22 protein-coding genes are annotated in these 24,129 nt (G+C 66.6%); 17 read left to right on the top strand and 5 right to left on the bottom strand.

Annotated features, from left to right (window positions below):
• Positions 1–26: 26 nt before the first annotated feature.
• Positions 27–3,512: a DNA-directed RNA polymerase subunit beta gene (rpoB, locus tag ACZ7LU_RS16050; RefSeq protein WP_362994408.1), complete on the top strand. Its 3,486-nt coding sequence runs from the start codon at positions 27–29 to the stop codon at positions 3,510–3,512.
• 98 nt (positions 3,513–3,610) lie between these two features.
• The gene (locus ACZ7LU_RS16045; protein ID WP_398300181.1) at positions 3,611–7,525 is read left to right on the top strand and encodes a DNA-directed RNA polymerase subunit beta'; all 3,915 of its coding nucleotides are present in this window, start codon (positions 3,611–3,613) and stop codon (positions 7,523–7,525) included.
• Between the two features lie 54 nt (positions 7,526–7,579).
• Here ACZ7LU_RS16045 and ACZ7LU_RS16040 read toward each other — a convergent pair whose 3' ends face one another.
• From ACZ7LU_RS16040 to ACZ7LU_RS16020, 5 genes are all read right to left on the bottom strand, one after another.
• Positions 7,580–8,617 (bottom strand): M48 family metalloprotease, encoded by a 1,038-nt coding sequence (locus ACZ7LU_RS16040; RefSeq protein WP_471916965.1) that lies wholly within the window; start codon positions 8,615–8,617, stop codon positions 7,580–7,582.
• 18 nt (positions 8,618–8,635) lie between these two features.
• Positions 8,636–9,649, bottom strand: coding sequence for a hypothetical protein (locus ACZ7LU_RS16035; protein ID WP_471916964.1), 1,014 nt, complete (start codon positions 9,647–9,649; stop codon positions 8,636–8,638).
• A gap of 17 nt (positions 9,650–9,666) precedes the next feature.
• A complete protein-coding gene (locus ACZ7LU_RS16030; RefSeq protein ID WP_471916963.1) occupies positions 9,667–11,802 on the bottom strand; it encodes a hypothetical protein in 2,136 nt (711 codons plus the stop codon).
• Positions 11,799–12,542, bottom strand: coding sequence for a hypothetical protein (locus ACZ7LU_RS16025; protein ID WP_471916962.1), 744 nt, complete (start codon positions 12,540–12,542; stop codon positions 11,799–11,801). The genes ACZ7LU_RS16030 and ACZ7LU_RS16025 overlap by 4 nt, the downstream gene beginning before the upstream one ends.
• Positions 12,543–12,656: 114 nt before the next feature.
• Positions 12,657–13,373, bottom strand: coding sequence for a Crp/Fnr family transcriptional regulator (locus ACZ7LU_RS16020; RefSeq protein ID WP_471916961.1), 717 nt, complete (start codon positions 13,371–13,373; stop codon positions 12,657–12,659).
• A 388-nt stretch (positions 13,374–13,761) separates the two neighbouring features.
• Between ACZ7LU_RS16020 and rpsL the strand changes: the two genes are divergently transcribed.
• The 15 genes from rpsL to rpsQ all read left to right on the top strand — a co-directional run bounded on the left by rpsL (position 13,762) and on the right by rpsQ (position 24,085).
• The gene (gene rpsL, locus ACZ7LU_RS16015) at positions 13,762–14,133 is read left to right on the top strand and encodes a 30S ribosomal protein S12 (RefSeq protein WP_003948652.1); all 372 of its coding nucleotides are present in this window, start codon (positions 13,762–13,764) and stop codon (positions 14,131–14,133) included.
• 2 nt (positions 14,134–14,135) lie between these two features.
• Entirely contained in the window at positions 14,136–14,606 is a 471-nt protein-coding gene (gene rpsG, locus ACZ7LU_RS16010; protein WP_003974303.1) for a 30S ribosomal protein S7, read from the top strand.
• Between the two features lie 39 nt (positions 14,607–14,645).
• A complete protein-coding gene (gene fusA / locus ACZ7LU_RS16005; protein WP_362994424.1) occupies positions 14,646–16,772 on the top strand; it encodes an elongation factor G in 2,127 nt (708 codons plus the stop codon).
• A 144-nt stretch (positions 16,773–16,916) separates the two neighbouring features.
• Positions 16,917–18,110, top strand: a complete 1,194-nt coding sequence (gene tuf, locus ACZ7LU_RS16000) for an elongation factor Tu (RefSeq protein ID WP_150171078.1) — start codon at positions 16,917–16,919, stop codon at positions 18,108–18,110.
• A 598-nt stretch (positions 18,111–18,708) separates the two neighbouring features.
• Positions 18,709–19,017 (top strand): 30S ribosomal protein S10, encoded by a 309-nt coding sequence (rpsJ, locus tag ACZ7LU_RS15995; RefSeq protein ID WP_003948644.1) that lies wholly within the window; start codon positions 18,709–18,711, stop codon positions 19,015–19,017.
• A 14-nt stretch (positions 19,018–19,031) separates the two neighbouring features.
• A complete protein-coding gene (gene rplC, locus ACZ7LU_RS15990) occupies positions 19,032–19,676 on the top strand; it encodes a 50S ribosomal protein L3 (RefSeq protein WP_030782583.1) in 645 nt (214 codons plus the stop codon).
• Positions 19,677–19,684: 8 nt separating this feature from the next.
• Positions 19,685–20,338: a 50S ribosomal protein L4 gene (gene rplD / locus ACZ7LU_RS15985; RefSeq protein WP_150171088.1), complete on the top strand. Its 654-nt coding sequence runs from the start codon at positions 19,685–19,687 to the stop codon at positions 20,336–20,338.
• Complete coding sequence (rplW, locus tag ACZ7LU_RS15980; protein ID WP_055564827.1) at positions 20,338–20,757, top strand: 50S ribosomal protein L23; 420 nt, start codon at positions 20,338–20,340, stop codon at positions 20,755–20,757. Before rplD ends, rplW begins: the two co-directional genes overlap by 1 nt.
• A 39-nt stretch (positions 20,758–20,796) precedes the next feature.
• Positions 20,797–21,633, top strand: coding sequence for a 50S ribosomal protein L2 (gene rplB, locus ACZ7LU_RS15975; RefSeq protein WP_268772968.1), 837 nt, complete (start codon positions 20,797–20,799; stop codon positions 21,631–21,633).
• A gap of 12 nt (positions 21,634–21,645) precedes the next feature.
• Entirely contained in the window at positions 21,646–21,927 is a 282-nt protein-coding gene (gene rpsS, locus ACZ7LU_RS15970; protein ID WP_030782571.1) for a 30S ribosomal protein S19, read from the top strand.
• Between the two features lie 41 nt (positions 21,928–21,968).
• Positions 21,969–22,316, top strand: coding sequence for a 50S ribosomal protein L22 (gene rplV, locus ACZ7LU_RS15965; protein ID WP_004571827.1), 348 nt, complete (start codon positions 21,969–21,971; stop codon positions 22,314–22,316).
• Entirely contained in the window at positions 22,316–23,149 is an 834-nt protein-coding gene (gene rpsC, locus ACZ7LU_RS15960) for a 30S ribosomal protein S3 (RefSeq protein WP_055564829.1), read from the top strand. Before rplV ends, rpsC begins: the two co-directional genes overlap by 1 nt.
• 5 nt (positions 23,150–23,154) lie before the next feature.
• Positions 23,155–23,574 carry a 50S ribosomal protein L16 gene (gene rplP / locus ACZ7LU_RS15955; protein WP_055698227.1) on the top strand — a complete coding sequence of 140 codons (420 nt, stop codon included), beginning with the start codon at positions 23,155–23,157 and terminating at the stop codon, positions 23,572–23,574.
• Positions 23,574–23,798, top strand: a complete 225-nt coding sequence (gene rpmC, locus ACZ7LU_RS15950; RefSeq protein ID WP_006347226.1) for a 50S ribosomal protein L29 — start codon at positions 23,574–23,576, stop codon at positions 23,796–23,798. Before rplP ends, rpmC begins: the two co-directional genes overlap by 1 nt.
• A complete protein-coding gene (rpsQ, locus tag ACZ7LU_RS15945; RefSeq protein WP_164321735.1) occupies positions 23,798–24,085 on the top strand; it encodes a 30S ribosomal protein S17 in 288 nt (95 codons plus the stop codon). Before rpmC ends, rpsQ begins: the two co-directional genes overlap by 1 nt.
• The last annotated feature ends 44 nt before the right edge of the window (positions 24,086–24,129 follow it).

The raw sequence follows: 24,129 nt of genomic DNA, 5'->3' as shown, positions 1-24,129 counted from the left end.
GTCCGAGCCCTCGGAAGGACCCCCTCTTGGCCGCCTCGCGCACTGCCTCGACCGCGAATACGAACAACGGCGCCAGCACCGCCCCGCTGCGCATCTCCTTTGCAAAGATCAAGGAGCCCCTCGAGGTTCCGAACCTTCTTGCGCTGCAGACCGAGAGCTTTGACTGGCTGCTCGGCAATGACGCGTGGAAGGCTCGTGTCGAGGCGGCTCTGGAAAGCGGACAGGACGTCCCCACCAAGTCCGGTCTGGAGGAGATCTTCGAGGAGATCTCCCCGATCGAGGACTTCTCCGGGTCGATGTCCCTGACGTTCCGCGACCACCGCTTCGAGCCCCCCAAGAACTCGATCGACGAGTGCAAGGAGCGCGACTTCACGTTCGCCGCCCCGCTCTTCGTCACGGCCGAGTTCACCAACAACGAGACCGGCGAGATCAAGTCCCAGACGGTCTTCATGGGCGACTTCCCGCTCATGACCAACAAGGGCACCTTCGTCATCAACGGCACCGAGCGTGTCGTCGTGTCGCAGCTGGTCCGTTCGCCGGGTGTCTACTTCGATTCCTCGATCGACAAGACGTCCGACAAGGACATCTTCTCCGCCAAGATCATCCCGTCCCGGGGTGCCTGGCTGGAGATGGAAATCGACAAGCGCGACATGGTCGGTGTGCGCATCGACCGCAAGCGCAAGCAGTCGGTCACCGTTCTGCTCAAGGCTCTCGGTTGGACGACCGAGCAGATCCTCGAGGAGTTCGGCGAGTACGAGTCCATGCGCGCCACCCTGGAGAAGGACCACACCCAGGGCCAGGACGACGCGCTGCTCGACATCTACCGCAAGCTCCGTCCGGGCGAGCCGCCGACCCGTGAGGCCGCTCAGACCCTGCTTGAGAATCTCTACTTCAACCCCAAGCGCTACGACCTCGCGAAGGTCGGCCGCTACAAGGTCAACAAGAAGCTGGGTGCGGACGCTCCGCTCGACGCGGGCATCCTCACGGTCGAGGACATCATCGCCTCGATCAAGTACCTGGTGAAGCTGCACGCCGGCGAGACCGAGACCGTTGGCGACAGCGGCACGTCGATCGTCGTCGAGACCGACGACATCGACCACTTCGGCAACCGCCGTCTGCGCAACGTCGGCGAGCTCATCCAGAACCAGGTCCGCACGGGTCTGGCTCGTATGGAGCGCGTCGTCCGCGAGCGCATGACGACCCAGGACGTCGAGGCGATCACGCCGCAGACCCTGATCAACATTCGCCCGGTCGTGGCGTCGATCAAGGAATTCTTCGGCACCTCGCAGCTGTCGCAGTTCATGGACCAGAACAACCCGCTGTCGGGTCTCACCCACAAGCGCCGCCTGTCGGCGCTTGGCCCGGGTGGTCTCTCCCGTGAGCGGGCCGGCTTCGAGGTCCGTGACGTGCACCCGTCTCACTACGGCCGCATGTGCCCCATCGAGACGCCCGAAGGCCCGAACATCGGTCTGATCGGTTCGCTCGCCTCGTACGGCCGCGTCAACGCGTTCGGCTTCGTCGAGACGCCGTACCGCAAGGTCGTCGAGGGCCAGGTCACCGACGACGTCGACTACCTGACGGCCGACGAGGAGGACCGCTTCGTCATCGCGCAGGCCAACGCGCCGCTGACGGACGACCTCCACTTCGCCGAGGCCCGCGTCCTGATCCGCCGCCGTGGCGGAGAGATCGACTACGTGCCCGGCACGGACGTCGACTACATGGACGTCTCGCCGCGCCAGATGGTGTCCGTCGCGACCGCGATGATCCCCTTCCTGGAGCACGACGACGCCAACCGTGCCCTCATGGGCGCGAACATGATGCGTCAGGCCGTGCCGCTGATCACCGCCGAGGCTCCCCTCGTCGGCACCGGCATGGAGTACCGCTGTGCGGTCGACGCCGGTGACGTGATCAAGGCCGAGAAGGCGGGTGTGGTCCAGGAGGTCTCCGCGGACTACGTCACGGTCACCAACGACGACGGCACGTACACCACGTACCGCATCGCCAAGTTCTCCCGGTCGAACCAGGGCACCTCCGTCAACCAGAAGGTTGTCGTCGACGAGGGCGCCCGCGTGATCGAGGGCCAGGTCCTGGCCGACGGTCCCGCGACCGAAGAGGGCGAGATGGCCCTCGGCAAGAACCTGCTCGTGGCGTTCATGCCCTGGGAGGGTCACAACTACGAGGACGCGATCATCCTGTCGCAGCGCCTCGTGCAGGACGACGTCCTCTCCTCGATCCACATCGAGGAGCACGAGGTCGACGCCCGTGACACCAAGCTCGGCCCGGAGGAGATCACCCGGGACATCCCGAACGTCTCCGAGGAGGTCCTCGCCGACCTCGACGAGCGCGGCATCATCCGTATCGGTGCCGAGGTCGTCGCCGGCGACATCCTCGTCGGCAAGGTCACGCCCAAGGGTGAGACCGAGCTGACGCCCGAGGAGCGCCTGCTCCGCGCGATCTTCGGTGAGAAGGCGCGCGAGGTGCGCGACACCTCGCTGAAGGTGCCGCACGGTGAGATCGGCAAGGTCATCGGCGTCCGCGTCTTCGACCGTGAAGAGGGCGACGAGCTGCCGCCGGGCGTGAACCAGCTGGTTCGTGTCTACGTGGCGCAGAAGCGCAAGATCACGGACGGTGACAAGCTCGCCGGCCGCCACGGCAACAAGGGTGTCATCTCGAAGATCCTGCCGATCGAGGACATGCCGTTCCTCGAGGACGGAACTCCGGTCGACATCATCCTGAACCCGCTGGGTGTGCCGTCCCGAATGAACCCGGGACAGGTCCTGGAGATCCACCTCGGCTGGCTCGCCAGCCGCGGCTGGGACGTCTCCGGTCTCGCGGACGAGTGGGCGCAGCGCCTCCAGGCCATCGGCGCCGACAAGGTCGAGCCCGGTACGAACGTCGCCACCCCCGTCTTCGACGGTGCGCGTGAGGACGAGCTCGCCGGTCTGCTGCAGCACACCATCCCGAACCGCGACGGCGAGCGCATGGTGCTCCCGTCCGGCAAGGCGCAGCTGTTCGACGGCCGCTCCGGTGAGCCGTTCCCGGACCCGATCTCGGTCGGGTACATGTACATCCTCAAGCTGCACCACCTGGTCGACGACAAGCTGCACGCGCGTTCGACCGGCCCGTACTCGATGATCACCCAGCAGCCGCTGGGTGGTAAGGCCCAGTTCGGTGGCCAGCGCTTCGGTGAGATGGAGGTGTGGGCGCTGGAGGCATACGGCGCCGCTTACGCCCTCCAGGAGCTGCTGACGATCAAGTCCGACGACGTGACCGGCCGCGTGAAGGTCTACGAGGCCATCGTCAAGGGCGAGAACATCCCCGAGCCCGGCATTCCCGAGTCCTTCAAGGTGCTCATCAAGGAAATGCAGTCGCTCTGCCTCAACGTGGAGGTGCTGTCCTCGGACGGCATGTCCATCGAGATGCGCGACACCGACGAGGACGTCTTCCGCGCGGCGGAGGAGCTCGGCATCGACCTGTCCCGGCGCGAGCCGAGCAGCGTCGAAGAGGTCTGACGGGTCTGGCCGGGGCCTCCTCGTGAGGCCCCGGCCCTGCCCCGGACCCGTACAGACCATGATTGAGACTCGACCCCGAAAGAGGGATTGACGACAAAGTGCTCGACGTCAACTTCTTCGACGAGCTGCGGATCGGCCTTGCCACCGCGGACGACATCCGACAGTGGTCCCACGGCGAGGTCAAGAAGCCGGAGACCATCAACTACCGCACCCTCAAGCCCGAGAAGGACGGACTCTTCTGCGAGAAGATCTTCGGTCCGACCCGGGACTGGGAGTGCTACTGCGGTAAGTACAAGCGTGTCCGCTTCAAGGGCATCATCTGTGAGCGCTGCGGCGTCGAGGTCACTCGCGCCAAGGTGCGCCGTGAGCGGATGGGCCACATTGAGCTGGCCGCGCCCGTCACGCACATCTGGTACTTCAAGGGCGTCCCGTCGCGCCTGGGTTACCTCCTCGACCTCGCCCCGAAGGACCTCGAGAAGGTCATCTACTTCGCGGCGTACATGATCACGTTCGTGGACGAGGAGCGCCGTACGCGCGACCTGCCGTCCCTGGAGGCGCACGTCTCCGTAGAGCGTCAGCAGATCGAGAACCGTCGCGACTCCGACCTGGAGGCCCGCGCCAAGAAGCTCGAGACCGACCTGGCCGAGCTCGAGGCCGAGGGTGCCAAGGCCGACGTGCGCCGCAAGGTGCGCGAGGGCGCCGAGCGTGAGATGAAGCAGCTGCGCGACCGTGCGCAGCGCGAGATCGACCGTCTCGACGAGGTGTGGAACCGCTTCAAGAACCTCAAGGTCCAGGACCTCGAGGGCGACGAGCTGCTCTACCGCGAGCTGCGTGACCGCTTCGGCACGTACTTCGACGGCTCCATGGGTGCCGCTGCCCTGCAGAAGCGCCTGGAGTCCTTCGACCTCGACGAGGAGGCCGAGCGCCTCCGCGAGATCATCCGTACCGGCAAGGGCCAGAAGAAGACCCGTGCGCTCAAGCGCCTCAAGGTCGTCTCCGCGTTCCTGCAGACCAGCAACAGCCCCAAGGGCATGGTTCTGGACTGCGTGCCGGTCATCCCGCCGGACCTGCGTCCGATGGTGCAGCTGGACGGTGGCCGCTTCGCGACCTCCGACCTGAACGACCTGTACCGCCGCGTGATCAACCGCAACAACCGCCTGAAGCGGCTTCTCGACCTCGGTGCGCCCGAGATCATCGTGAACAACGAGAAGCGCATGCTCCAGGAGGCGGTCGACGCCCTCTTCGACAACGGCCGTCGTGGTCGCCCGGTGACGGGCCCCGGCAACCGTCCGCTGAAGTCCCTCAGCGACATGCTGAAGGGCAAGCAGGGTCGTTTCCGTCAGAACCTGCTCGGTAAGCGTGTGGACTACTCCGCGCGTTCCGTGATCGTCGTCGGTCCGCAGCTGAAGCTGCACCAGTGTGGTCTGCCGAAGGCCATGGCGCTGGAGCTCTTCAAGCCGTTCGTGATGAAGCGCCTGGTCGACCTGAACCACGCGCAGAACATCAAGAGCGCCAAGCGGATGGTCGAGCGCGGCCGCACGGTCGTGTACGACGTCCTCGAAGAGGTCATCGCCGAGCACCCGGTTCTGCTGAACCGTGCGCCCACGCTGCACCGCCTCGGCATCCAGGCCTTCGAGCCGCAGCTGGTCGAGGGCAAGGCCATCCAGATCCACCCGCTCGTCTGCACCGCGTTCAACGCGGACTTCGACGGTGACCAGATGGCCGTCCACCTGCCGCTCTCCGCGGAGGCGCAGGCCGAGGCCCGCATCCTGATGCTGTCCTCGAACAACATCCTGAAGCCGGCCGACGGTCGTCCCGTCACCATGCCGACCCAGGACATGGTGCTCGGTCTCTTCTTCCTCACCACGGACGAGGAAGAGCGCAAGGTCATCGGCGAGGGCCGGTCCTTCGGCTCCACGGCCGAGGCGATCATGGCGTTCGACGCGCGTGAGCTCTCGCTGCAGGCGAAGGTCGACATCCGCTTCCCGGTGGGCACCATCCCGCCGCGCGGCTGGACCCCGCCGGTCAGCGCCGAGGGCGACGACTTCGAGGGCGAGCGGGCGTACCAGCAGGGCGACAGCTTCCGGCTGCGTACGACCCTGGGCCGCGCGCTCTTCAACGAGCTGCTGCCCGAGGACTACCCTTTCGTCGACTACTCCGTCGGCAAGAAGCAGCTCTCCGAGATCGTCAACGACCTCGCCGAGCGCTACCCCAAGGTCATCGTGGCGGCGACGCTCGACAACCTGAAGGCGGCGGGCTTCTACTGGGCGACCCGTTCCGGTGTCACCGTGGCCATCTCCGACGTCGTCGTGCCCGAGGCCAAGAAGGCCATCGTCAAGGGCTACGAGGAGCAGGACGAGAAGGTCCAGAAGCAGTACGAGCGCGGTCTGATCACCAAGGACGAGCGCACGCAGGAGCTCATCGCGATCTGGACCAAGGCGACCAACGAGGTTGCCGAGGCGATGAACGCGAACTTCCCCAAGACCAACCCCATCTTCATGATGGTTGACTCGGGTGCCCGAGGAAACATGATGCAGATGCGGCAGATCGCCGGTATGCGTGGTCTGGTGTCGAACGCGAAGAACGAGACGATCCCGCGTCCGATCAAGGCCTCGTTCCGTGAGGGCCTCTCCGTCCTCGAGTACTTCATCTCCACGCACGGTGCCCGTAAGGGTCTGGCGGACACGGCTCTCCGTACCGCCGACTCCGGTTACCTCACCCGTCGTCTGGTCGACGTCTCCCAGGACGTCATCATTCGCGAGGAGGACTGTGGCACCGAGCGCGGTCTGAAGCTCAAGATCGCGGTCAAGGGCGAGGACGGTGTCCTCCGCAAGACGGAGAACGTCGAGACCTCGGTGTACGCCCGCATGCTGGCCGAGGACGTCGTCATCGACGGCAAGGTCATCGCGCCGGCCAACGTCGACCTCGGTGACGTCCTCATCGACGCCCTGGTCGCCAACGGCGTCGAGGAGGTCAAGACCCGCTCGGTCCTGACCTGTGAGTCGGCGGTCGGCACCTGTGCCTTCTGCTACGGCCGTTCGCTCGCCACCGGCAAGCTGGTCGACATCGGTGAGGCGGTCGGCATCATCGCCGCCCAGTCCATCGGTGAGCCGGGTACGCAGCTCACCATGCGTACCTTCCACACCGGTGGTGTGGCCGGTGACGACATCACCCAGGGTCTGCCCCGTGTCGTCGAGCTCTTCGAGGCTCGTACGCCGAAGGGTGTCGCCCCGATCTCCGAGGCCGCGGGCCGTGTCCGCATCGAGGAGACCGAGAAGACCAAGAAGATCGTCGTCACCCCGGACGACGGCAGCGACGAGACGGCGTTCCCGATCTCGAAGCGTGCCAAGGTCCTGGTGCGCGAGGGTGACCACGTCGAGGTGGGCCAGAAGCTCACCTTCGGTGCCACCAACCCGCACGACGTGCTGCGGATCCTCGGTCAGCGCGCGGTCCAGGTCCACCTGGTCGGCGAAGTCCAGAAGGTCTACAACAGCCAGGGCGTGTCGATCCACGACAAGCACATCGAGATCATCATCCGGCAGATGCTGCGCCGCGTGACGATCATCGAGTCCGGCGACGCGGAGCTGCTGCCGGGCGAGCTCGTCGAGCGCTCGAAGTTCGAGACCGAGAACCGTCGGGTCGTGACGGAGGGTGGCCACCCGGCCTCCGGCCGTCCGCAGCTGATGGGTATCACCAAGGCCTCGCTGGCGACGGAATCCTGGCTGTCGGCCGCCTCCTTCCAGGAGACGACCCGAGTCCTGACGGACGCGGCGATCAACGCCAAGTCCGACAGCCTCATCGGCCTCAAGGAGAACGTCATCATCGGTAAGCTCATCCCGGCCGGTACGGGTCTTTCCCGCTACCGCAACATCCGGGTCGAGCCGACCGAAGAGGCCAAGGCCGCGATGTACTCGGCCGTCGGCTACGACGACATCGACTACTCGCCCTTCGGGACGGGTTCGGGTCAGGCTGTGCCGCTGGAGGATTACGACTACGGGCCGTACAACCAGTAGGACCCAGGTCTGTTGAAGGGCGGTCACCTCTCGGGGTGGCCGCCCGTCGGCGTTTCAGTTCCTGTGCGTTTCGAGGTAGCGCTGAAGGCTCTGCAGCCGGGTGTGGAGGTCCGGATGCGGAGAGAGCAGTGAGACCGCCGGGCGGAACCTGTCGTTGTCGGGCGATGCGGGCTGCTTCGCGTCCGCTCCGTCGATGATGAACTTCTCGAGCACATAGGCGAGTTGAGGTCCATAGCCGCGGGCGGCGGCGGAGCGGTCGGCGCGCAGTTCCGCACGCCGCCTGACCGCGGCGAGCAGTGGGGGGATCAGCGCCAGCAGGAGCAGCCAGGGGAACAGGTACACCACCAGTGACGCGAGGAGTATCGCGATCAGCAGGAGCTGGCTCCTGGCCTTCGTGTCCTTTCTGGTCCGGATGCGGCGCGATGGCGACAGCAGGCGATACAGAGCACGCACAGCCCGCCAGATGAGCCGGGCGGGGAGGGCGTACCAAAAGGTCAGCAGCGCCGTCCAGGAGTGACCGGCCACATGGTGGCCGAGTTCATGGGCGAGCACGGCGGACAGCTGGCCGGGCGGCAGCCGGAGCGCGGCCGATGTCACGGCGACGATGTGGCCGGCGGCGGCCTCCGCGCTGGGCTTCTCGCTCTCATGGATCCAGAGTTGGTACGCGGTGCTGGCCACGCCGAATCGAGCGGTGACGTCATGCCAGGGGGGCGCGAGCCGGTCCTGTTCGCCGAGTGACGGCGGCCTGTAGCCCAGTACATGGTGGGCCAGGAAAGCCTCGGTGGGACGGTGGAGGACCAGCGCGCCGCTGAGCAGCCAGCTGACGGCGGTCACCCAGGCAGGTAGGCCGGTCCAGCTCTCCACGAGGAAGCCCAGACAGGTCACGGCCACGAGACCGACGACCGTGTGCGGCACATGGAGCGCGAGAGCGCTGATGGCCATGACGTCCGCGCGCCGGCGAGGAGCCGCGATGTGGACGCGGCCGGCGGTGGGGCCGGTCTTCGGGGGTGGGGGAGCGGCGTCCGGCGGCGAGTGGGGGGTTTCCGCCACGGGTATGTGTTCGGGGTACTCCGGTTCGTGTGGTTGGGACATGGTGTCCCCTCCCTGGGGCTAGGAGTTTTCGGCCGTCCGGCATGGGCTTTCGCGCTGCTCGTCGAGTACTGGTGGGAGGGGAGCGACTGACTTGAGCAGGGGATCCCCTTGTGGGGGCGGTCCTGACTTCACTTGCGTCAGTGCGGACCTGAAGAGGGCAAGGACCAACTGCTGAGGCTCTTCGAGCTGGTACTTCTCCAGCGGCCCGTCAGGGAGCACGCGGTCTATGAGCTGGAGCTGGTTCTCGATCTGCTTCAGCTCATCCGCGCGCAGGCAGTCCACCACCAGGTGGGTGTCCTGTGGGTGTTCGGACAGGTGGAGGAGCAGGGCGCTGAGCCCGCCCCGGGCCAGGTGGTGCCGGTAGAACGCGATCTTCTTGGCCCTGAGATCCTGTTCCTGTTCGAGTTGACGCAGCGCCGGGTCCCGCTCCAGCCGTGCGGTGCCCTCGATCCGAAGGCCCTGGTGCGCCGCGATGTCTGTGGACATGTCGAGCAACTGCTGCACCGCGACTTGGGCGGCCGCGCTGGACGAGATCGGGAACGTGCGCGTCGTCGGGCGCATCAATCGTTGAAGCACCCGGTTCAGCAGCGCCGGCACGTCCCGTTCGTGGCTGGCGACGAACTGTTCCGGGTCGACCACCTGCCAGGTGAGGTCGAAGGTGGTGTCGAACTGGAAGCTGTCGGCCGCGCTGGGAAGCCGGGTGCGGAGGCACAGGGGATGAACCCCCATGTCCACCTCGTACACAGCGGTGTGGCCGCGGAGGCCGGCCGGACGCCGCGGGGGTATGTAGGTCTCGTACGTGTCACCTGCCCCGGCAAGGACGAGGGCGCAGTCCGCGCGCCCCAGGTGCCGTCTCCCCGGCAGCTCGTACCGCGTCAGGTGACGCACTGCCAGCACGGGGTCGGTGATCTCGATGGGCCGGTCGAGGAAATTCGAAGGATCCCGTCGTTCGAGTCGTTCGAGCCCTTCGGGCCGTTCTGGCCGTTCGTGCGGTGCAGCCAGTGGATCCTGCTGGTCATCGCTGTTCGCCATGGGTGGCTCCTCGGTGTTCATGAAAGAGCTGAGACGGCTGTTCGCAAGCGGTCGATGACGCCCAGAGGGCTGCCATCGGCCTCGCGCGCGGTGCGCAGCAAGTAGCCGATCCGGTGTTGGTTGGTGGCAGGGGCGGAGAGGTCGGACAGCAGCAGTGCCAGCGGCTCCTCGACCTGCCGGTCGTGTTCCGCCACGCGGAGCCACTGCTGCAACGTGTCCATTGCGCTGTCGGTATGGGCACGATCGCCCAGGGCGGCACGCCAGAGAGCGGCGAGCAGCACGTCCTCGTCACTGTTCGGGTCGGCGTGGGCCGCGGCGTACCACTCCAGGACAAGAGGGCGCTCCGTGCCCTCCACCGTCTCGCGGCAGGCGAGCCCGAAGGCCCACAGGACGTGGTCGTGCACTGTGTGGTCGTCGTGGAGCAGTGGCACGAGTGCCCTGAGCACCGGCCCGCGGGCCGCGAGAAGCAGCAGCTGGGTGGCCTCGGCGAGCTGGTTCACCTCCTCCTCCTCTTCGTTCTCCAGGCGTACGGCCTCGAGCAGCGCGTCGAGCGCTTGTTCCGGGTGTCTGGGGCCGAGCAGCCCGTAGACGCGGATGGCGGTCCAGCGGCGGCTTGGGTGCTCCCCGGTGCACCAGGTGTGCAGGATCCGGTGCACGCCCTCCACCTCGAGCAGACCCGCGAGGCTGAGTGCGTTGGCGGCGGTCAGCCAGCCGTTGTACGACCGGCCGCTGACCCACGGTTCGATCAGATGTGCCATGGCGGACGAGAGGTCGGCCTTGGCGAGGAGCGCGGTGGCCGCCGCGGCTCGAGTACGGACCAGGGGACGCCCGTCGGAGGCCAGTTGCTGGAGCCAGGGAACGAGGGCCGGCCGGGTCGAGGGGTGGACGGTCCATACTTCGCGCAGCAGCACGCGCGCGGTGTCGGCGTCCTCGAACTCGACGGAGTACTGGGACACCGGACCCCATTCCGTGACCTCGTCCCGCGTGGAGCCGAGCGCGTGGGCCAGCTCCAGCCGTGAGGGGATGGAGCTGCCGAAGACCGGGATGCGGGGCGCCTCGTGCGGATTGGCCGTCTCCTGTAGCCGGACGAAGAGGCTGTCGCCGAGCTCGGCGGCGGTGGCGTAGGGAGCACGGTCGAAGACGGCGAGAGAGATCAGGAACGCCTTGTCGCGCAGCTCGTCGCCGTCAGGCTTCTCCGGTGCCGTGAGCCACCGGGTGACACGGTCCGCCAACGCCGACCGGGCGAAGTCGATCAGCTTCTCCTCGTTGAGCTCACCACGGTGATGAGCGGCGAGCTGTTCGGCGAACCTGCGTGTCTCGTCGGGCTGGTGGGTGCGCGCGATGAACTCCTCGACGGGCTGGGTCCGCCGCAGCTGCTGCCAGGCATCCGCCCCCACCAGGTGCGTGACGTGAGCAGCGAGGATGTCCTCGACCGGTGGCGGCTCCCAGGTGACACAGGGGACGTCGAGCAGCACGGACGACGTCTCCACCGTGATCACGCACAGACCTCCGCGCCGCGCCAGTTGCTCCCGCACGCCCAGCACGTGGGCTTCCAGCAGCGGCTTGCTGCGGCTGGTGGTCAGTTCGTGCAGGAGATAGCCCGGCGCTCCGTCGAAGGCGTCCGGCAGGGCCGCCGGGGCGGTGTCCGGCTCGAGCAGCCGGATCGGTCGGGCACCGAGCCGGTCCAGCAGCATCAGAGCGGCGGACCTCCGGCCGGTGGCACGGCTGCCCCGGAGGACCACGACGCGTTCGTCACGAAGCAGCGCCAGGGCTTCGTCGAAGCTCGGGCAGCTCCGGTAGACGGCGGCCAGTTCTTCCAGGTGGTTCTGAGGGATGTGGCCGGACGCCGTACGGAGGGATCCGCTGAAGCCCGGGGAACCGAGCTGGAAGACGACGTCACCTGAGACATGGCCGCCCACCACGCCGAATTGATCGCGAGTGATCAGGGTCTCGGGGGTGTGGTCGATGAGGTCTCGGCGGGCGGCCCAGGCCGGTTGCCGCTCCCCGGGCTCCTGCGTCGACTCGTCCTGTTCCTGCCCTTCGACGGCGGAGTCACCGTCCGCCGGGGCGGCAGCCTTCCCGGGCTTCTCGGCTTTGTCCGGGCGGTCGCCCTTCGACGGCTTCACCGCCGCGGGCTGCCCCTCCTGGCTCACTTCCTTTCACCTTGCTCCTGGCCGCGGAAGTCGAAGGAGAGGTCGCCGTTGACCTCACCGCCGGCGACCCCGTACTGCGAACCCATGATCTGAGTGCTGCCGGTAGGGGAGACCGGCGTACTGCCCGGGGCCGGAGAGCCGGGAGAGGGGGCACCGCCGTCTTTGCGCCCGGCCGAGGGGACCCGGTGCAGCCAGGCGCTCGTAGCCCCTTCCTTGGCCTGCACGGCGACCTGATGGAACTCCTCGGGCCGCACTCCGTGGTGGCCGTGGCGCACCACGCCCTGGTACACGCTGTCGGACACGCAGAGAACGCTGCTGCCGTCGGCGGCCTTCAGCGCTTCTCGCAGCGGGTCGGCGTCGAGGAGACGGAAGGCGTGGTTGAGGTCCGATCCGACCCATCCGTTCTCGTCCAAGGCGACATATCCAGCCGCGAGCACGATCCGCAACCGGATCTGAGTACTGTTCGCCATCAGCCGGTTCTTCGCGTGCAGCAGCATCGGGGTCTCGGTGAGCAATGCCTTGACCAGGGTGGACACCGGCACGTTGGCGTCGATGAGTTCGACGACGGCGTCACCCCGGTCGGTGCGGAGCCGTGCCGTCTCGCTGACGCCGGCGACGTTGAGCGTGCCGTCCGCCACGTCGTACAGGAGCCGTCGGAGAATCGCCTGCTCGACGTCGTCCCGGGTTCCGAACTTCTCGATGTCGAAGAGCAGGATGGTGCGGTTAACGGGCTCGGACATGTCTGCCTCTCGTCGGTCGGATTGCTCCGTCGACGAGAACCATGGCGGGCCGGAGGCTGTCCTCCGAGGGCCGATGACGCGTACGAACTGTGACCGTGTGCACAGAGCGCCGGGCTAGGCGGGCTCGCTCCCGGCTATGCGGCGAAGCACGTCCGGCCGGACGACGACGATGCGGCGACGGCTCGTGACGACGATCCGCCGGTTCCGCAGCTCCTTCAGGAGCCGGGCGACCGCCTCGCGGGAGGCTCCGACCGAACCCGCGAACTCCTGCTGGCTGAGCGGGATGGTCAGCGCGATGCCCTCTTCGGTCCGGGTGCCGTGGGTACGCAGGAGGTCCAGGAGCAGGACAGCGAGCCGCTCACGCACCGTGAGGGCCGCCCACTCAAGTCGGCGACGGTCGGTCGAGCGCTGGCGGTCGGTGGCGAGCCCCAGGAGTTTGAGTGCGACCTCGGGGTTTCCCGCGAGGAACCCGGTGAAGCGGCCCTGCTCGATGGTGACCGCTTCGACTTGCTCCAGCGCGGTCACGGTGGCCGAGCGGCCGCGGCCGCTCAATGCGGCGCCCTCTCCGATGATGTCGCCGGGGCCTCGCAGAGCGAGGAGGGCCTCGTAGCCGTTGGCCGCGGTGGCCGTGACCTTGGTCCAGCCCTGGAGGAGCAGCAGCACATGAGTGGAGGGCTCGTCCTGGCGCATGATGACCGCGCGGGCGGGATAGTGAAGAGGGCGGCCAATGGCCAGCAGCGCGGTGCGGTCGTCCCTCTCCAGCCGTGCCAGGAAGGGCACCCGATCATCGAGGCCGTCGTCGCTCCACACGTGCCCCAGCCCGCCGGTCATCCCGCTGCCCCCGTGTTCACGTGCGTCGATGCCATCGGTTTCGCGACCATTCAACGTACTTGAGGGGGCCGATCGGGGTACCGGCGACAACCAGCCGCACTGGCCTGGAGCAGTCGCGCGCGAATCGAAAAGCCCGGCGTGTCGCCCCCCATCGCATTTGTTTTGACCAGACTCGATGAGGTAGGTACGCTCAGACCTTGTGCCTGGGGTGTGCCTGGGCTCGTGCGCGTGTCTTCAACCGCATCGCGAGTCCGTCAACAAGGCCACCGTGATCTGCGCCCCTTTCCGCCTTGCGGCGGGAGTCTGCAGGATTCGACACACCCGACCGCGTGGGTCGGCGACGTTCCGGGTTAGCTTTACTATTCGGCACACAGAAACCGGAGAAGTAGTGCCTACGATCCAGCAGCTGGTCCGCAAGGGCCGGCAGGACAAGGTCGAGAAGAACAAGACGCCCGCACTCGAGGGTTCGCCCCAGCGCCGTGGCGTCTGCACGCGTGTGTTCACGACCACCCCGAAGAAGCCGAACTCGGCCCTCCGTAAGGTCGCGCGTGTGCGTCTGACCTCCGGGATCGAGGTCACGGCCTACATTCCGGGTGAGGGACACAACCTGCAGGAGCACTCCATCGTGCTCGTGCGTGGTGGCCGTGTGAAGGACCTGCCTGGTGTTCGTTACAAGATCATCCGCGGTTCCCTCGACACCCAGGGTGTCAAGAACCGCAAGCAGGCCCGCAGCCGCTACGGCGCCAAGAAGGAGAAGTAAGAATGCCTCGTAAGGGCCCCGCCCCGAAGCGCCCGGTCATCATCGACCCGGTCTACGGTTCTCCTCTGGTGACCTCCCTCATCAACAAGGTGCTGCTGAACGGCAAGCGCTCCACCGCCGAGCGCATCGTGTACGGCGCCATGGAGGGCCTGCGCGAGAAGACCGGCAACGACCCGGTCATCACGCTGAAGCGCGCGCTCGAGAACATCAAGCCGACCCTCGAGGTCAAGTCCCGCCGTGTCGGTGGCGCGACCTACCAGGTCCCGATCGAGGTCAAGCCGGGCCGTGCGAACACGCTCGCCCTGCGCTGGCTGGTCGGTTACTCCCGCGCCCGTCGCGAGAAGACCATGACCGAGCGTCTGCTCAACGAGCTCCTCGACGCCTCCAACGGCCTCGGTGCCGCTGTGAAGAAGCGCGAGGACACCCACAAGATGGCCGAGTCCAACAAGGCCTTCGCGCACTACCGCTGGTAGTCGCTACCCACATCGAGACCGAGAGAAGACTGAGCCGACATGGCTACCACTTCACTTGACCTGGCCAAGGTGCGCAACATCGGCATCATGGCTCACATCGACGCGGGCAAGACGACGACCACCGAGCGGATCCTGTTCTACACCGGTGTCTCGTACAAGATCGGTGAGGTCCACGACGGCGCCGCGACGATGGACTGGATGGAGCAGGAGCAGGAGCGTGGCATCACGATCACCTCTGCTGCCACCACCTGTCACTGGCCGCTGAACGACGTCGATCACACCATCAACATCATCGACACCCCGGGCCACGTCGACTTCACCGTCGAGGTGGAGCGTTCGCTCCGCGTGCTCGACGGTGCCGTGACGGTGTTCGACGGCGTCGCCGGCGTTGAGCCCCAGTCCGAGACCGTGTGGCGTCAGGCGGACCGCTACGGCGTCCCGCGTATCTGCTTCGTCAACAAGCTCGACCGCACGGGTGCCGAGTTCCACCGCTGCGTCGACATGATCGTCGACCGCCTCGGTGCGACCCCGCTGGTCATGCAGCTGCCCATCGGTGCAGAGGCTGACTTCAAGGGCGTCGTCGACCTCGTCACCATGAAGGCCTTCGTCTGGTCCGCCGAGACCAAGATGGGCGAGGCCTACGACATCGTCGACATCCCCGACACGCACACCGAGGCTGCCGAGGAGTACCGCGGCAAGCTCCTCGAGGCCGTCGCGGAGAACGACGAAGAGATGATGGAGCTGTACCTCGAGGGCCAGGAGCCCTCGGTGGACCAGCTGTACGCGGCGATCCGTCGCATCACCATCGCCTCCGGCAAGGGCGGCGACACCACCGTCACCCCCGTCTTCTGCGGTACCGCGTTCAAGAACAAGGGCGTCCAGCCCCTGCTCGACGCGGTCGTGCGCTACCTGCCTTCCCCCCTGGACGTCGAGGCCATCGAGGGCCACGACGTCAAGGACCCGGAGCAGGTCATCAAGCGCAAGCCGTCCGACGACGAGCCGCTGTCGGCCCTCGCGTTCAAGATCGCGAGCGACCCGCACCTCGGCAAGCTCACCTTCGTCCGGATCTACTCCGGTCGCCTGGACTCCGGCACCGCGGTGCTGAACTCCGTCAAGGGCAAGAAGGAGCGCATCGGCAAGATCTACCGCATGCACGCGAACAAGCGTGAGGAGATCGAGTCGGTGGGCGCCGGTGACATCGTCGCCGTCATGGGCCTGAAGCAGACCACCACGGGTGAGACGCTCTCCGACGACAAGCAGCCGGTGATCCTGGAGTCCATGGACTTCCCGGCGCCGGTCATCGAGGTCGCCATCGAGCCGAAGTCCAAGGGTGACCAGGAGAAGCTGGGTGTCGCCATCCAGCGTCTCTCGGAGGAGGACCCCTCCTTCCGCGTTCACTCGGACGAGGAGACCGGCCAGACCATCATCGGTGGTATGGGCGAGCTTCACCTCGAGGTGCTCGTCGACCGCATGAAGCGCGAATTCCGCGTCGAGGCGAACGTCGGCAAGCCGCAGGTGGCGTACCGCGAGACGATCCGCAAGGCCGTCGAGCGCGTCGACTTCACCCACAAGAAGCAGACCGGTGGTACCGGTCAGTTCGCGAAGGTGCAGATCGCGATCGAGCCCATCGAGGGCGGCGACGCGTCGTACGAGTTCGTGAACAAGGTCACGGGTGGCCGCATCCCCAAGGAGTACATCCCTTCGGTGGACGCGGGTGCTCAGGAGGCCATGCAGTTCGGCATCCTGGCGGGCTACGAGATGACGGGCGTTCGCGTCACGCTCATCGACGGCGCCTACCACGAGGTCGACTCCTCCGAGCTCGCCTTCAAGATCGCCGGTTCGCAGGCCTTCAAGGAGGCCGCGCGCAAGGCCAGCCCCGTGCTGCTCGAGCCGATGATGGCCGTCGAGGTCACCACGCCCGAGGACTACATGGGCGATGTCATCGGTGACATCAACTCCCGCCGTGGCCAGATCCAGGCCATGGAGGAGCGCAGCGGCGCTCGCGTCGTGAAGGGCCTCGTGCCCCTCTCGGAGATGTTCGGCTACGTCGGAGACCTCCGCAGCAAGACGTCGGGTCGCGCAAGCTACTCAATGCAGTTCGACTCCTACGCCGAGGTTCCGCGGAACGTCGCCGAGGAGATCATCGCGAAGGCCAAGGGCGAGTAACTCACCCGAGTTAACGCTTTAGGCTTGACACCATCCGCCGGGGTTCGACCCCAGCAGGGCGAGAACCCCGGCGGCTGGCTTCCCAGCAAAGATCACCTGGCGCCGATGAAGCAAGGCGTACAGAACCACTCCCAGGAGGACCCAGTGGCGAAGGCGAAGTTCGAGCGGACTAAGCCGCACGTCAACATCGGCACCATCGGTCACATTGACCACGGTAAGACGACCCTCACGGCCGCCATTACCAAGGTGCTGCACGACGCGTACCCCGACCTGAACGAGGCCTCGGCCTTCGACCAGATCGACAAGGCTCCCGAGGAGCGCCAGCGCGGTATCACGATCTCGATCGCGCACGTCGAGTACCAGACCGAGGCGCGTCACTACGCCCACGTCGACTGCCCCGGTCACGCGGACTACATCAAGAACATGATCACGGGTGCGGCGCAGATGGACGGCGCCATCCTCGTGGTCGCCGCCACCGACGGCCCGATGCCGCAGACCAAGGAGCACGTGCTCCTGGCCCGCCAGGTCGGCGTTCCGTACATCGTTGTCGCCCTGAACAAGGCCGACATGGTGGACGACGAGGAGATCCTGGAGCTCGTCGAGCTCGAGGTCCGTGAGCTCCTCTCCGAGTACGAGTTCCCGGGCGACGACCTGCCGGTCGTCAAGGTGTCCGCTCTGAAGGCCCTCGAGGGCGACAAGGAGTGGGGCAACACCGTCCTCGAGCTCATGAAGGCCGTGGACGAGTCCATCCCGGAGCCCGAGCGCGACGTCGACAAGCCGTTCCTGATGCCGATCGAGGACGTCTTCACGATCACCGGTCGTGGCACCGTCGTCACCGGCCGCATCGAGCGTGGTGTCCTCAAGGTCAACGAGACCGTCGACATCATCGGCATCAAGACCGAGAAGACCACCACCACGGTCACCGGCATCGAGATGTTCCGCAAGCTGCTCGACGAGGGCCAGGCCGGTGAGAACGTCGGTCTGCTCCTCCGTGGCATCAAGCGCGAGGACGTCGAGCGCGGCCAGGTCATCATCAAGCCCGGTTCGGTCACGCCGCACACCGAGTTCGAGGCCCAGGCCTACATCCTGTCGAAGGACGAGGGTGGCCGTCACACCCCGTTCTTCAACAACTACCGCCCGCAGTTCTACTTCCGTACGACGGACGTGACCGGCGTCGTGACCCTCCCCGAGGGCACCGAGATGGTCATGCCGGGTGACAACACGGAGATGTCCGTGGAGCTCATCCAGCCCGTCGCCATGGAAGAGGGCCTGAAGTTCGCCATCCGTGAGGGTGGCCGGACCGTCGGCGCCGGCCAGGTCACCAAGATCAACAAGTAAGCTTCCCGCTTGCGCGTTGATCGGGGTTTCCCGGTCGCTCTGAACTGAGCGCACAGCAGTACCTCGCAGTAGCGGAAGGGCCCGTACGACTTCGGTCGTACGGGCCCTTCTGTGTGCGCGTGACGTGCGCGTGTCGTGCGCGTGGCGCGTGCTGTGGCGGCGCGTCCCGGGTTTGATCTGCGTCACTCAAGGGGTACGCTCTTCGGCTCGATTGGCACCAGACGTGCCCCGTATGGCAGACTGTCATGGTTGCTCGGTTGAGTGCCGATGCTGCGCGCCTCCCGCCGGGAGGACCGGAAGCGAGTCCCACAGTACTCGTCGCCTTATCTGTCGCAGGGCCCGTAAAGGCCCGCAGGCAGCGCTGGGGCGGAAGTACGGGAATCTTTCGGGAAGTGCAGCGCGGTGGTTCAGCCAGGCGCCCGGTGGGTTTCTTCCCCCGGACCCGCGGTCATCAGGGCCGCAGCCCCTAGCAGGGATTCTCCTTCGGGAGAACTGTGTGAGCGGGACTGCGACACGCCCGACCGCGTGGGTCGGAGGAAGTAGAAAAAAGGGCCTATCGGGAGCCAGAGCGTTCGAGACAAAGGACTACTAAGTAGCCATGGCGGGACAGAAGATCCGCATCCGGCTCAAGGCCTACGACCACGAGGTCATCGACTCTTCGGCGAAGAAGATCGTCGAGACGGTGACTCGCACTGGTGCGTCGGTCGCGGGCCCGGTGCCGCTGCCCACTGAGAAGAACGTGTACTGCGTCATCAAGTCGCCGCACAAGTACAAGGACTCGCGCGAGCACTTCGAGATGCGCACGCACAAGCGCCTGATCGACATCCTCGACCCCACCCCCAAGACCGTTGACTCGTTGATGCGCCTGGACCTTCCGGCCGGCGTCGACATCGAGATCAAGCTCTGAAGGGCGCGAAGAAGATGACCAAGCAGATCAAGGGCATCCTGGGCGAGAAGCTCGGCATGACCCAGGTCTGGGACGAGAACAACCGTGTCGTCCCGGTGACCGTGGTCAAGGCCGGGCCCTGCGTCGTTACCCAGGTCCGTACGAATGACAGCGACGGCTACGAGTCGGTCCAGATCGCCTTCGGCGAGATCGACCCGCGCAAGGTGAACAAGCCCCTCAAGGGCCACTTCGCCAAGGCCGACGTGACCCCCCGTCGCCACCTCGTCGAGATCCGTACCGCTGGTGCCAGCGAGTACACCCTCGGCCAGGAGCTGACTGCCGAGACGTTCGAGGCCGGTATCAAGGTCGACGTCACCGGCAAGAGCAAGGGCAAGGGCTTCGCCGGTGTGATGAAGCGTCACAACTTCCACGGCGGCAAGGCCTCCCACGGTGCCCACCGCGTGCACCGCAAGCCCGGTTCCATCGGTGGCTGTGCCACCCCCGGCCGTGTCTTCAAGGGCATGCGCATGGCGGGTCGCATGGGCAACGAGCGGGTCACCACCCAGAACCTGACCGTCCACGCCGTTGACGCGGAGAAGGGTCTGCTGCTCATCAAGGGCGCGGTCCCCGGTCCGAACGGCGGCCTCGTCCTGGTCCGTACCGCGGCCAAGGGGGCCTGAGGTAACCCATGAGCACCATTGACATCCTTTCGCCGGCAGGCGACAAGACCGGGACGGTCGAGCTCCCCGCGGAGATCTTCGACGTCGAGAAGATCAGCATTCCGCTGATCCACCAGGTCGTCGTCGCGCAGCTGGCCGCGGCCCGTCAGGGCACGCACAAGACCAAGACCCGCGGTGAAGTCCGTGGTGGTGGCAAGAAGCCTTACCGCCAGAAGGGCACCGGCCGCGCGCGCCAGGGTTCGACCCGTGCGCCGCAGTTCGCCGGCGGTGGCGTCGTCCACGGCCCCGTGCCGCGTGACTACTCCCAGCGCACCCCCAAGAAGATGAAGGCTGCCGCCCTGCGTCACGCCCTCACCGACCGGGCGCGCAACTCCCGCATCCACGTCGTCTCCGGCGTGGTCGAGGGCGAGATCTCGACGAAGGCCGCGAAGAGCCTGCTCGGCAAGGTCAGCGAGCGCAAGAACGTGCTCCTGGTCATCGAGCGCTCGGACGAGCTGTCGCTGCTCTCCGCCCGCAACCTGCCCCAGGTCCACATCCTGGAGCCGGGCCAGCTGAACACGTACGACGTGCTCGTCTCGGACGACGTGGTCTTCACCAAGGCCGCGTTCGAGTCCTTCGTGTCCGGCCCGAAGGCCACTGACACCGAAGGGAGCGAAGCCTGATGGCCATCCGTCACCAGAGCATCGCGTCCAAGGCTGCGAAGGCCGCCAAGGCCGCGCGCGTCGCCAAGGCGAAGCGCATCGCGACCGAGGGCAAGATCGCCGTTGAGCCCACCCCGCTGAGCAAGTCCTTCTCGGACCCGCGCGACGTCCTCGTCAAGCCGGTCGTCTCCGAGAAGTCGTACGCGCTGCTCGACGAGGGCAAGTACACGTTCATCGTGGCCCCGGGCGCCAACAAGACCCAGATCAAGCAGGCCGTCGAGGCGGTCTTCTCGGTCAAGGTCACCGGCGTCAACACGATCAACCGTCAGGGCAAGCGGAAGCGTACGCGCACCGGTTTCGGCAAGCGTGCCGACACCAAGCGCGCGATCGTGACCCTTGCTGAGGGCGACCGTATCGACATCTTCGGCCAGGCCTCCTAACGGAGCGCCCTGGTCCGAATATCGGACGAGGACTGAGAAATGGGAATCCGCAAGTACAAGCCGACTACGCCGGGCCGCCGTGGCTCCTCCGTAGCCGACTTCGTCGAGGTAACGCGGTCCACGCCGGAGAAGTCGCTGGTTCGCCCGCTGCACAGCAAGGGCGGCCGTAACAATTCCGGTCGTGTGACCGTTCGCCACCAGGGTGGTGGCCACAAGCGCGCCTACCGCGTGATCGACTTCCGTCGCCACGACAAGGACGGCGTGCCGGCCAAGGTCGCGCACATCGAGTACGACCCCAACCGCACCGCGCGCATCGCGCTGCTGCACTACGCGGACGGCGAGAAGCGCTACATCCTCGCCCCGCGCGGCACGCAGCAGGGTGACCGGATCGAGAGTGGCGCCGGCGCCGACATCAAGCCCGGCAACAACATGGCGCTGCGCAACATCCCGGTCGGTACGACCATCCACGCCATCGAGCTGCGGCCCGGCGGCGGCGCGAAGTTCGCCCGCTCCGCGGGTGCCTCCGTGCAGCTGCTCGCGAAGGAAGGCGCCATGGCGCACCTTCGCATGCCGTCCGGTGAGATCCGTCTGGTCGACGTCCGCTGCCGCGCCACCATCGGCGAGGTCGGCAACGCCGAGCAGTCGAACATCAACTGGGGCAAGGCCGGCCGTATGCGCTGGAAGGGCGTCCGCCCGACCGTGCGTGGTGTCGTGATGAACCCGGTCGACCACCCGCACGGTGGTGGTGAAGGCAAGACCTCCGGTGGTCGTCACCCGGTCTCGCCGTGGGGCAAGAAGGAGGGTCGTACTCGTGATCGCAACAAGGCGAGCAACAAGTACATCGTCCGCCGCCGCAAGTCGAACAAGAAGCGCTAGGAGCGGGTTTAGATGCCGCGCAGTCTCAAGAAGGGGCCCTTCGTCGACGACCACCTCGTAAAGAAGGTGGACGCCCAGAACGAAGCCGGCACCAAGAACGTCATCAAGACCTGGTCCCGTCGCTCGATGATCATTCCCAGCATGCTGGGTCACACGATCGCGGTGCACAACGGCAAGACCCACATCCCGGTGTTCGTCACCGAGTCGATGGTCGGCCACAAGCTCGGCGAGTTCTCGCCGACTCGCACCTTCCGCGGCCACGTCAAGGACGACCGGAAGTCGAAGCGCCGCTAACGCGGGGTGGAACGACTATGACTAACACCGAAGGGACAACCATGGAAGCCAGGGCCCAGGCGCGGTACATCCGCGTCACGCCCATGAAGGCCCGCCGCGTGGTGGACCTCATCCGTGGCATGGATGCCACGGAGGCTCAGGCGGTCCTGCGTTTCGCCCCGCAGGCCGCGAGCGTGCCGGTCGGCAAGGTGCTGGACAGCGCCATTGCCAACGCCGCGCACAACTACGACCACACCGACGCCTCTTCGCTGGTCATCAGCGAGGCGTACGTGGATGAGGGCCCGACCCTGAAGCGGTTCCGTCCGCGTGCTCAGGGCCGTGCCTACCGGATCCGTAAGCGGACCAGCCACATCACCGTGGTCGTCAGCAGCAAGGAAGGAACCCGGTAATGGGCCAGAAGGTAAACCCGCACGGGTTCCGGCTCGGTGTCACGACCGACTTCAAGTCGCGTTGGTACGCCGACAAGCTGTACAAGGACTACGTCAAGGAAGACGTCGCCATCCGTCGGATGATGACGTCCGGCATGGAGCGCGCCGGCATCTCGAAGGTTGAGATCGAGCGCACCCGTGACCGCGTGCGTGTGGACATCCACACCGCCCGTCCCGGCATCGTCATCGGCCGCCGTGGCGCCGAGGCCGACCGCATCCGCGGCGACCTCGAGAAGCTCACGGGCAAGCAGGTCCAGCTGAACATCCTCGAGGTCAAGAACCCCGAGGTCGACGCTCAGCTCGTGGCCCAGGCCGTGGCGGAGCAGCTGTCCTCCCGCGTCTCCTTCCGTCGCGCCATGCGTAAGAGCATGCAGTCGGCGATGAAGGCGGGCGCCAAGGGCATCAAGATCCAGTGTGGTGGCCGTCTCGGCGGCGCCGAGATGTCGCGCTCGGAGTTCTACCGCGAGGGCCGCGTGCCCCTGCACACGCTCCGCGCCAACGTCGACTACGGCTTCTTCGAGGCCAAGACGACCTTCGGCCGCATCGGCGTGAAGGTCTGGATCTACAAGGGCGACGTCAAGAACATCGCCGAGGTCCGCGCCGAGAACGCCGCTGCCCGCGCCGGCAACCGCCCGGCCCGTGGTGGCAACGACCGCCCGGCCCGTGGTGGCCGCGGTGGCGAGCGTGGCGGTCGCGGCCGCAAGCCGCAGCAGTCGGCTCCGGCCGCCGAGGCCCCCAAGGCCGAGGCGCCCGCCGCTGCTCCGGCTGCTGAGAGCACCGGAACGGAGGCCTGACCGAAATGCTGATCCCCCGTAGGGTCAAGCACCGCAAGCAGCACCACCCGAAGCGCAGCGGTATGTCCAAGGGTGGCACGCAGGTTGCGTTCGGCGAGTACGGCATCCAGGCGCTGACCCCGGCGTACGTGACGAACCGTCAGATCGAGGCAGCTCGTATCGCGATGACGCGTCACATCAAGCGTGGCGGCAAGGTCTGGATCAACATTTACCCGGACCGCCCCCTCACCAAGAAGCCTGCCGAGACCCGCATGGGTTCCGGTAAGGGTTCTCCGGAGTGGTGGGTCGCCAACGTCAAGCCCGGACGCGTCATGTTCGAGCTGTCGTACCCGAACGAGAAGATTGCTCGTGAGGCGCTTACCCGCGCTGCTCACAAGCTTCCGATGAAGTGCCGCATCGTCCGGCGCGAGGCAGGTGAGTCGTGATGTCGGCCGGTACCAAGGCGTCCGAGCTGCGCGAGCTGGGCAACGAGGAGCTTGTCAACAAGCTTCGCGAGGCCAAGGAAGAGCTGTTCAACCTCCGCTTCCAGGCGGCGACGGGCCAGCTCGAGAACCACGGTCGGCTCAAGGCCGTCCGTAAGGACATCGCGCGGATCTACACCCTGATGCGTGAGCGCGAGCTGGGCATCGAGACGGTGGAGAGCGCCTGATGAGCGAGAGCAACGTGACTGAAGAGACGAAGGCCGCGCGCGGCTTCCGCAAGACCCGTGAGGGTCTTGTCGTCAGCGACAAGATGGACAAGACCGTCGTCGTCGCCGTCGAGGACCGCGTCAAGCACGCGCTGTACGGCAAGGTCATCCGCCGTACCAACAAGCTCAAGGCGCACGACGAGCAGAACGCTGCCGGCGTCGGCGACCGCGTCCTCCTGATGGAGACGCGTCCGCTGTCCGCCACCAAGCGCTGGCGCATCGTCGAGATCCTCGAGAAGGCCAAGTAATCCCTCTGAGGGGCACCCCCCTCGGAGTTCGTTCCGCCAGGCTC

This window comes from Streptomyces sp. NPDC039462 (assembly GCF_055639375.1).
This window is presented reverse-complemented; position numbering and strand designations above follow the sequence as displayed.

What these genes read in the sequence shown, in the direction of transcription:
- ACZ7LU_RS16040 (WP_471916965.1), bottom strand. Translation starts at nt 8,617, where the DNA reads ATGTCCCAACCACACGAACCGGAGTACCCCGAACACATACCCGTGGCG.
- ACZ7LU_RS16035 (WP_471916964.1), bottom strand. Translation starts at nt 9,649, where the DNA reads ATGGCGAACAGCGATGACCAGCAGGATCCACTGGCTGCACCGCACGAA.
- ACZ7LU_RS16025 (WP_471916962.1), bottom strand. Translation starts at nt 12,542, where the DNA reads ATGTCCGAGCCCGTTAACCGCACCATCCTGCTCTTCGACATCGAGAAG.
- ACZ7LU_RS16020 (WP_471916961.1), bottom strand. Translation starts at nt 13,373, where the DNA reads ATGACCGGCGGGCTGGGGCACGTGTGGAGCGACGACGGCCTCGATGAT.
- rpsG (WP_003974303.1), top strand. Translation starts at nt 14,136, where the DNA reads ATGCCTCGTAAGGGCCCCGCCCCGAAGCGCCCGGTCATCATCGACCCG.
- fusA (WP_362994424.1), top strand. Translation starts at nt 14,646, where the DNA reads ATGGCTACCACTTCACTTGACCTGGCCAAGGTGCGCAACATCGGCATC.
- rpsJ (WP_003948644.1), top strand. Translation starts at nt 18,709, where the DNA reads ATGGCGGGACAGAAGATCCGCATCCGGCTCAAGGCCTACGACCACGAG.
- rplC (WP_030782583.1), top strand. Translation starts at nt 19,032, where the DNA reads ATGACCAAGCAGATCAAGGGCATCCTGGGCGAGAAGCTCGGCATGACC.
- rplD (WP_150171088.1), top strand. Translation starts at nt 19,685, where the DNA reads ATGAGCACCATTGACATCCTTTCGCCGGCAGGCGACAAGACCGGGACG.
- rplW (WP_055564827.1), top strand. Translation starts at nt 20,338, where the DNA reads ATGGCCATCCGTCACCAGAGCATCGCGTCCAAGGCTGCGAAGGCCGCC.
- rplB (WP_268772968.1), top strand. Translation starts at nt 20,797, where the DNA reads ATGGGAATCCGCAAGTACAAGCCGACTACGCCGGGCCGCCGTGGCTCC.
- rpsS (WP_030782571.1), top strand. Translation starts at nt 21,646, where the DNA reads ATGCCGCGCAGTCTCAAGAAGGGGCCCTTCGTCGACGACCACCTCGTA.
- rplV (WP_004571827.1), top strand. Translation starts at nt 21,969, where the DNA reads ATGGAAGCCAGGGCCCAGGCGCGGTACATCCGCGTCACGCCCATGAAG.
- rpsC (WP_055564829.1), top strand. Translation starts at nt 22,316, where the DNA reads ATGGGCCAGAAGGTAAACCCGCACGGGTTCCGGCTCGGTGTCACGACC.
- rplP (WP_055698227.1), top strand. Translation starts at nt 23,155, where the DNA reads ATGCTGATCCCCCGTAGGGTCAAGCACCGCAAGCAGCACCACCCGAAG.
- rpmC (WP_006347226.1), top strand. Translation starts at nt 23,574, where the DNA reads ATGTCGGCCGGTACCAAGGCGTCCGAGCTGCGCGAGCTGGGCAACGAG.
- rpsQ (WP_164321735.1), top strand. Translation starts at nt 23,798, where the DNA reads ATGAGCGAGAGCAACGTGACTGAAGAGACGAAGGCCGCGCGCGGCTTC.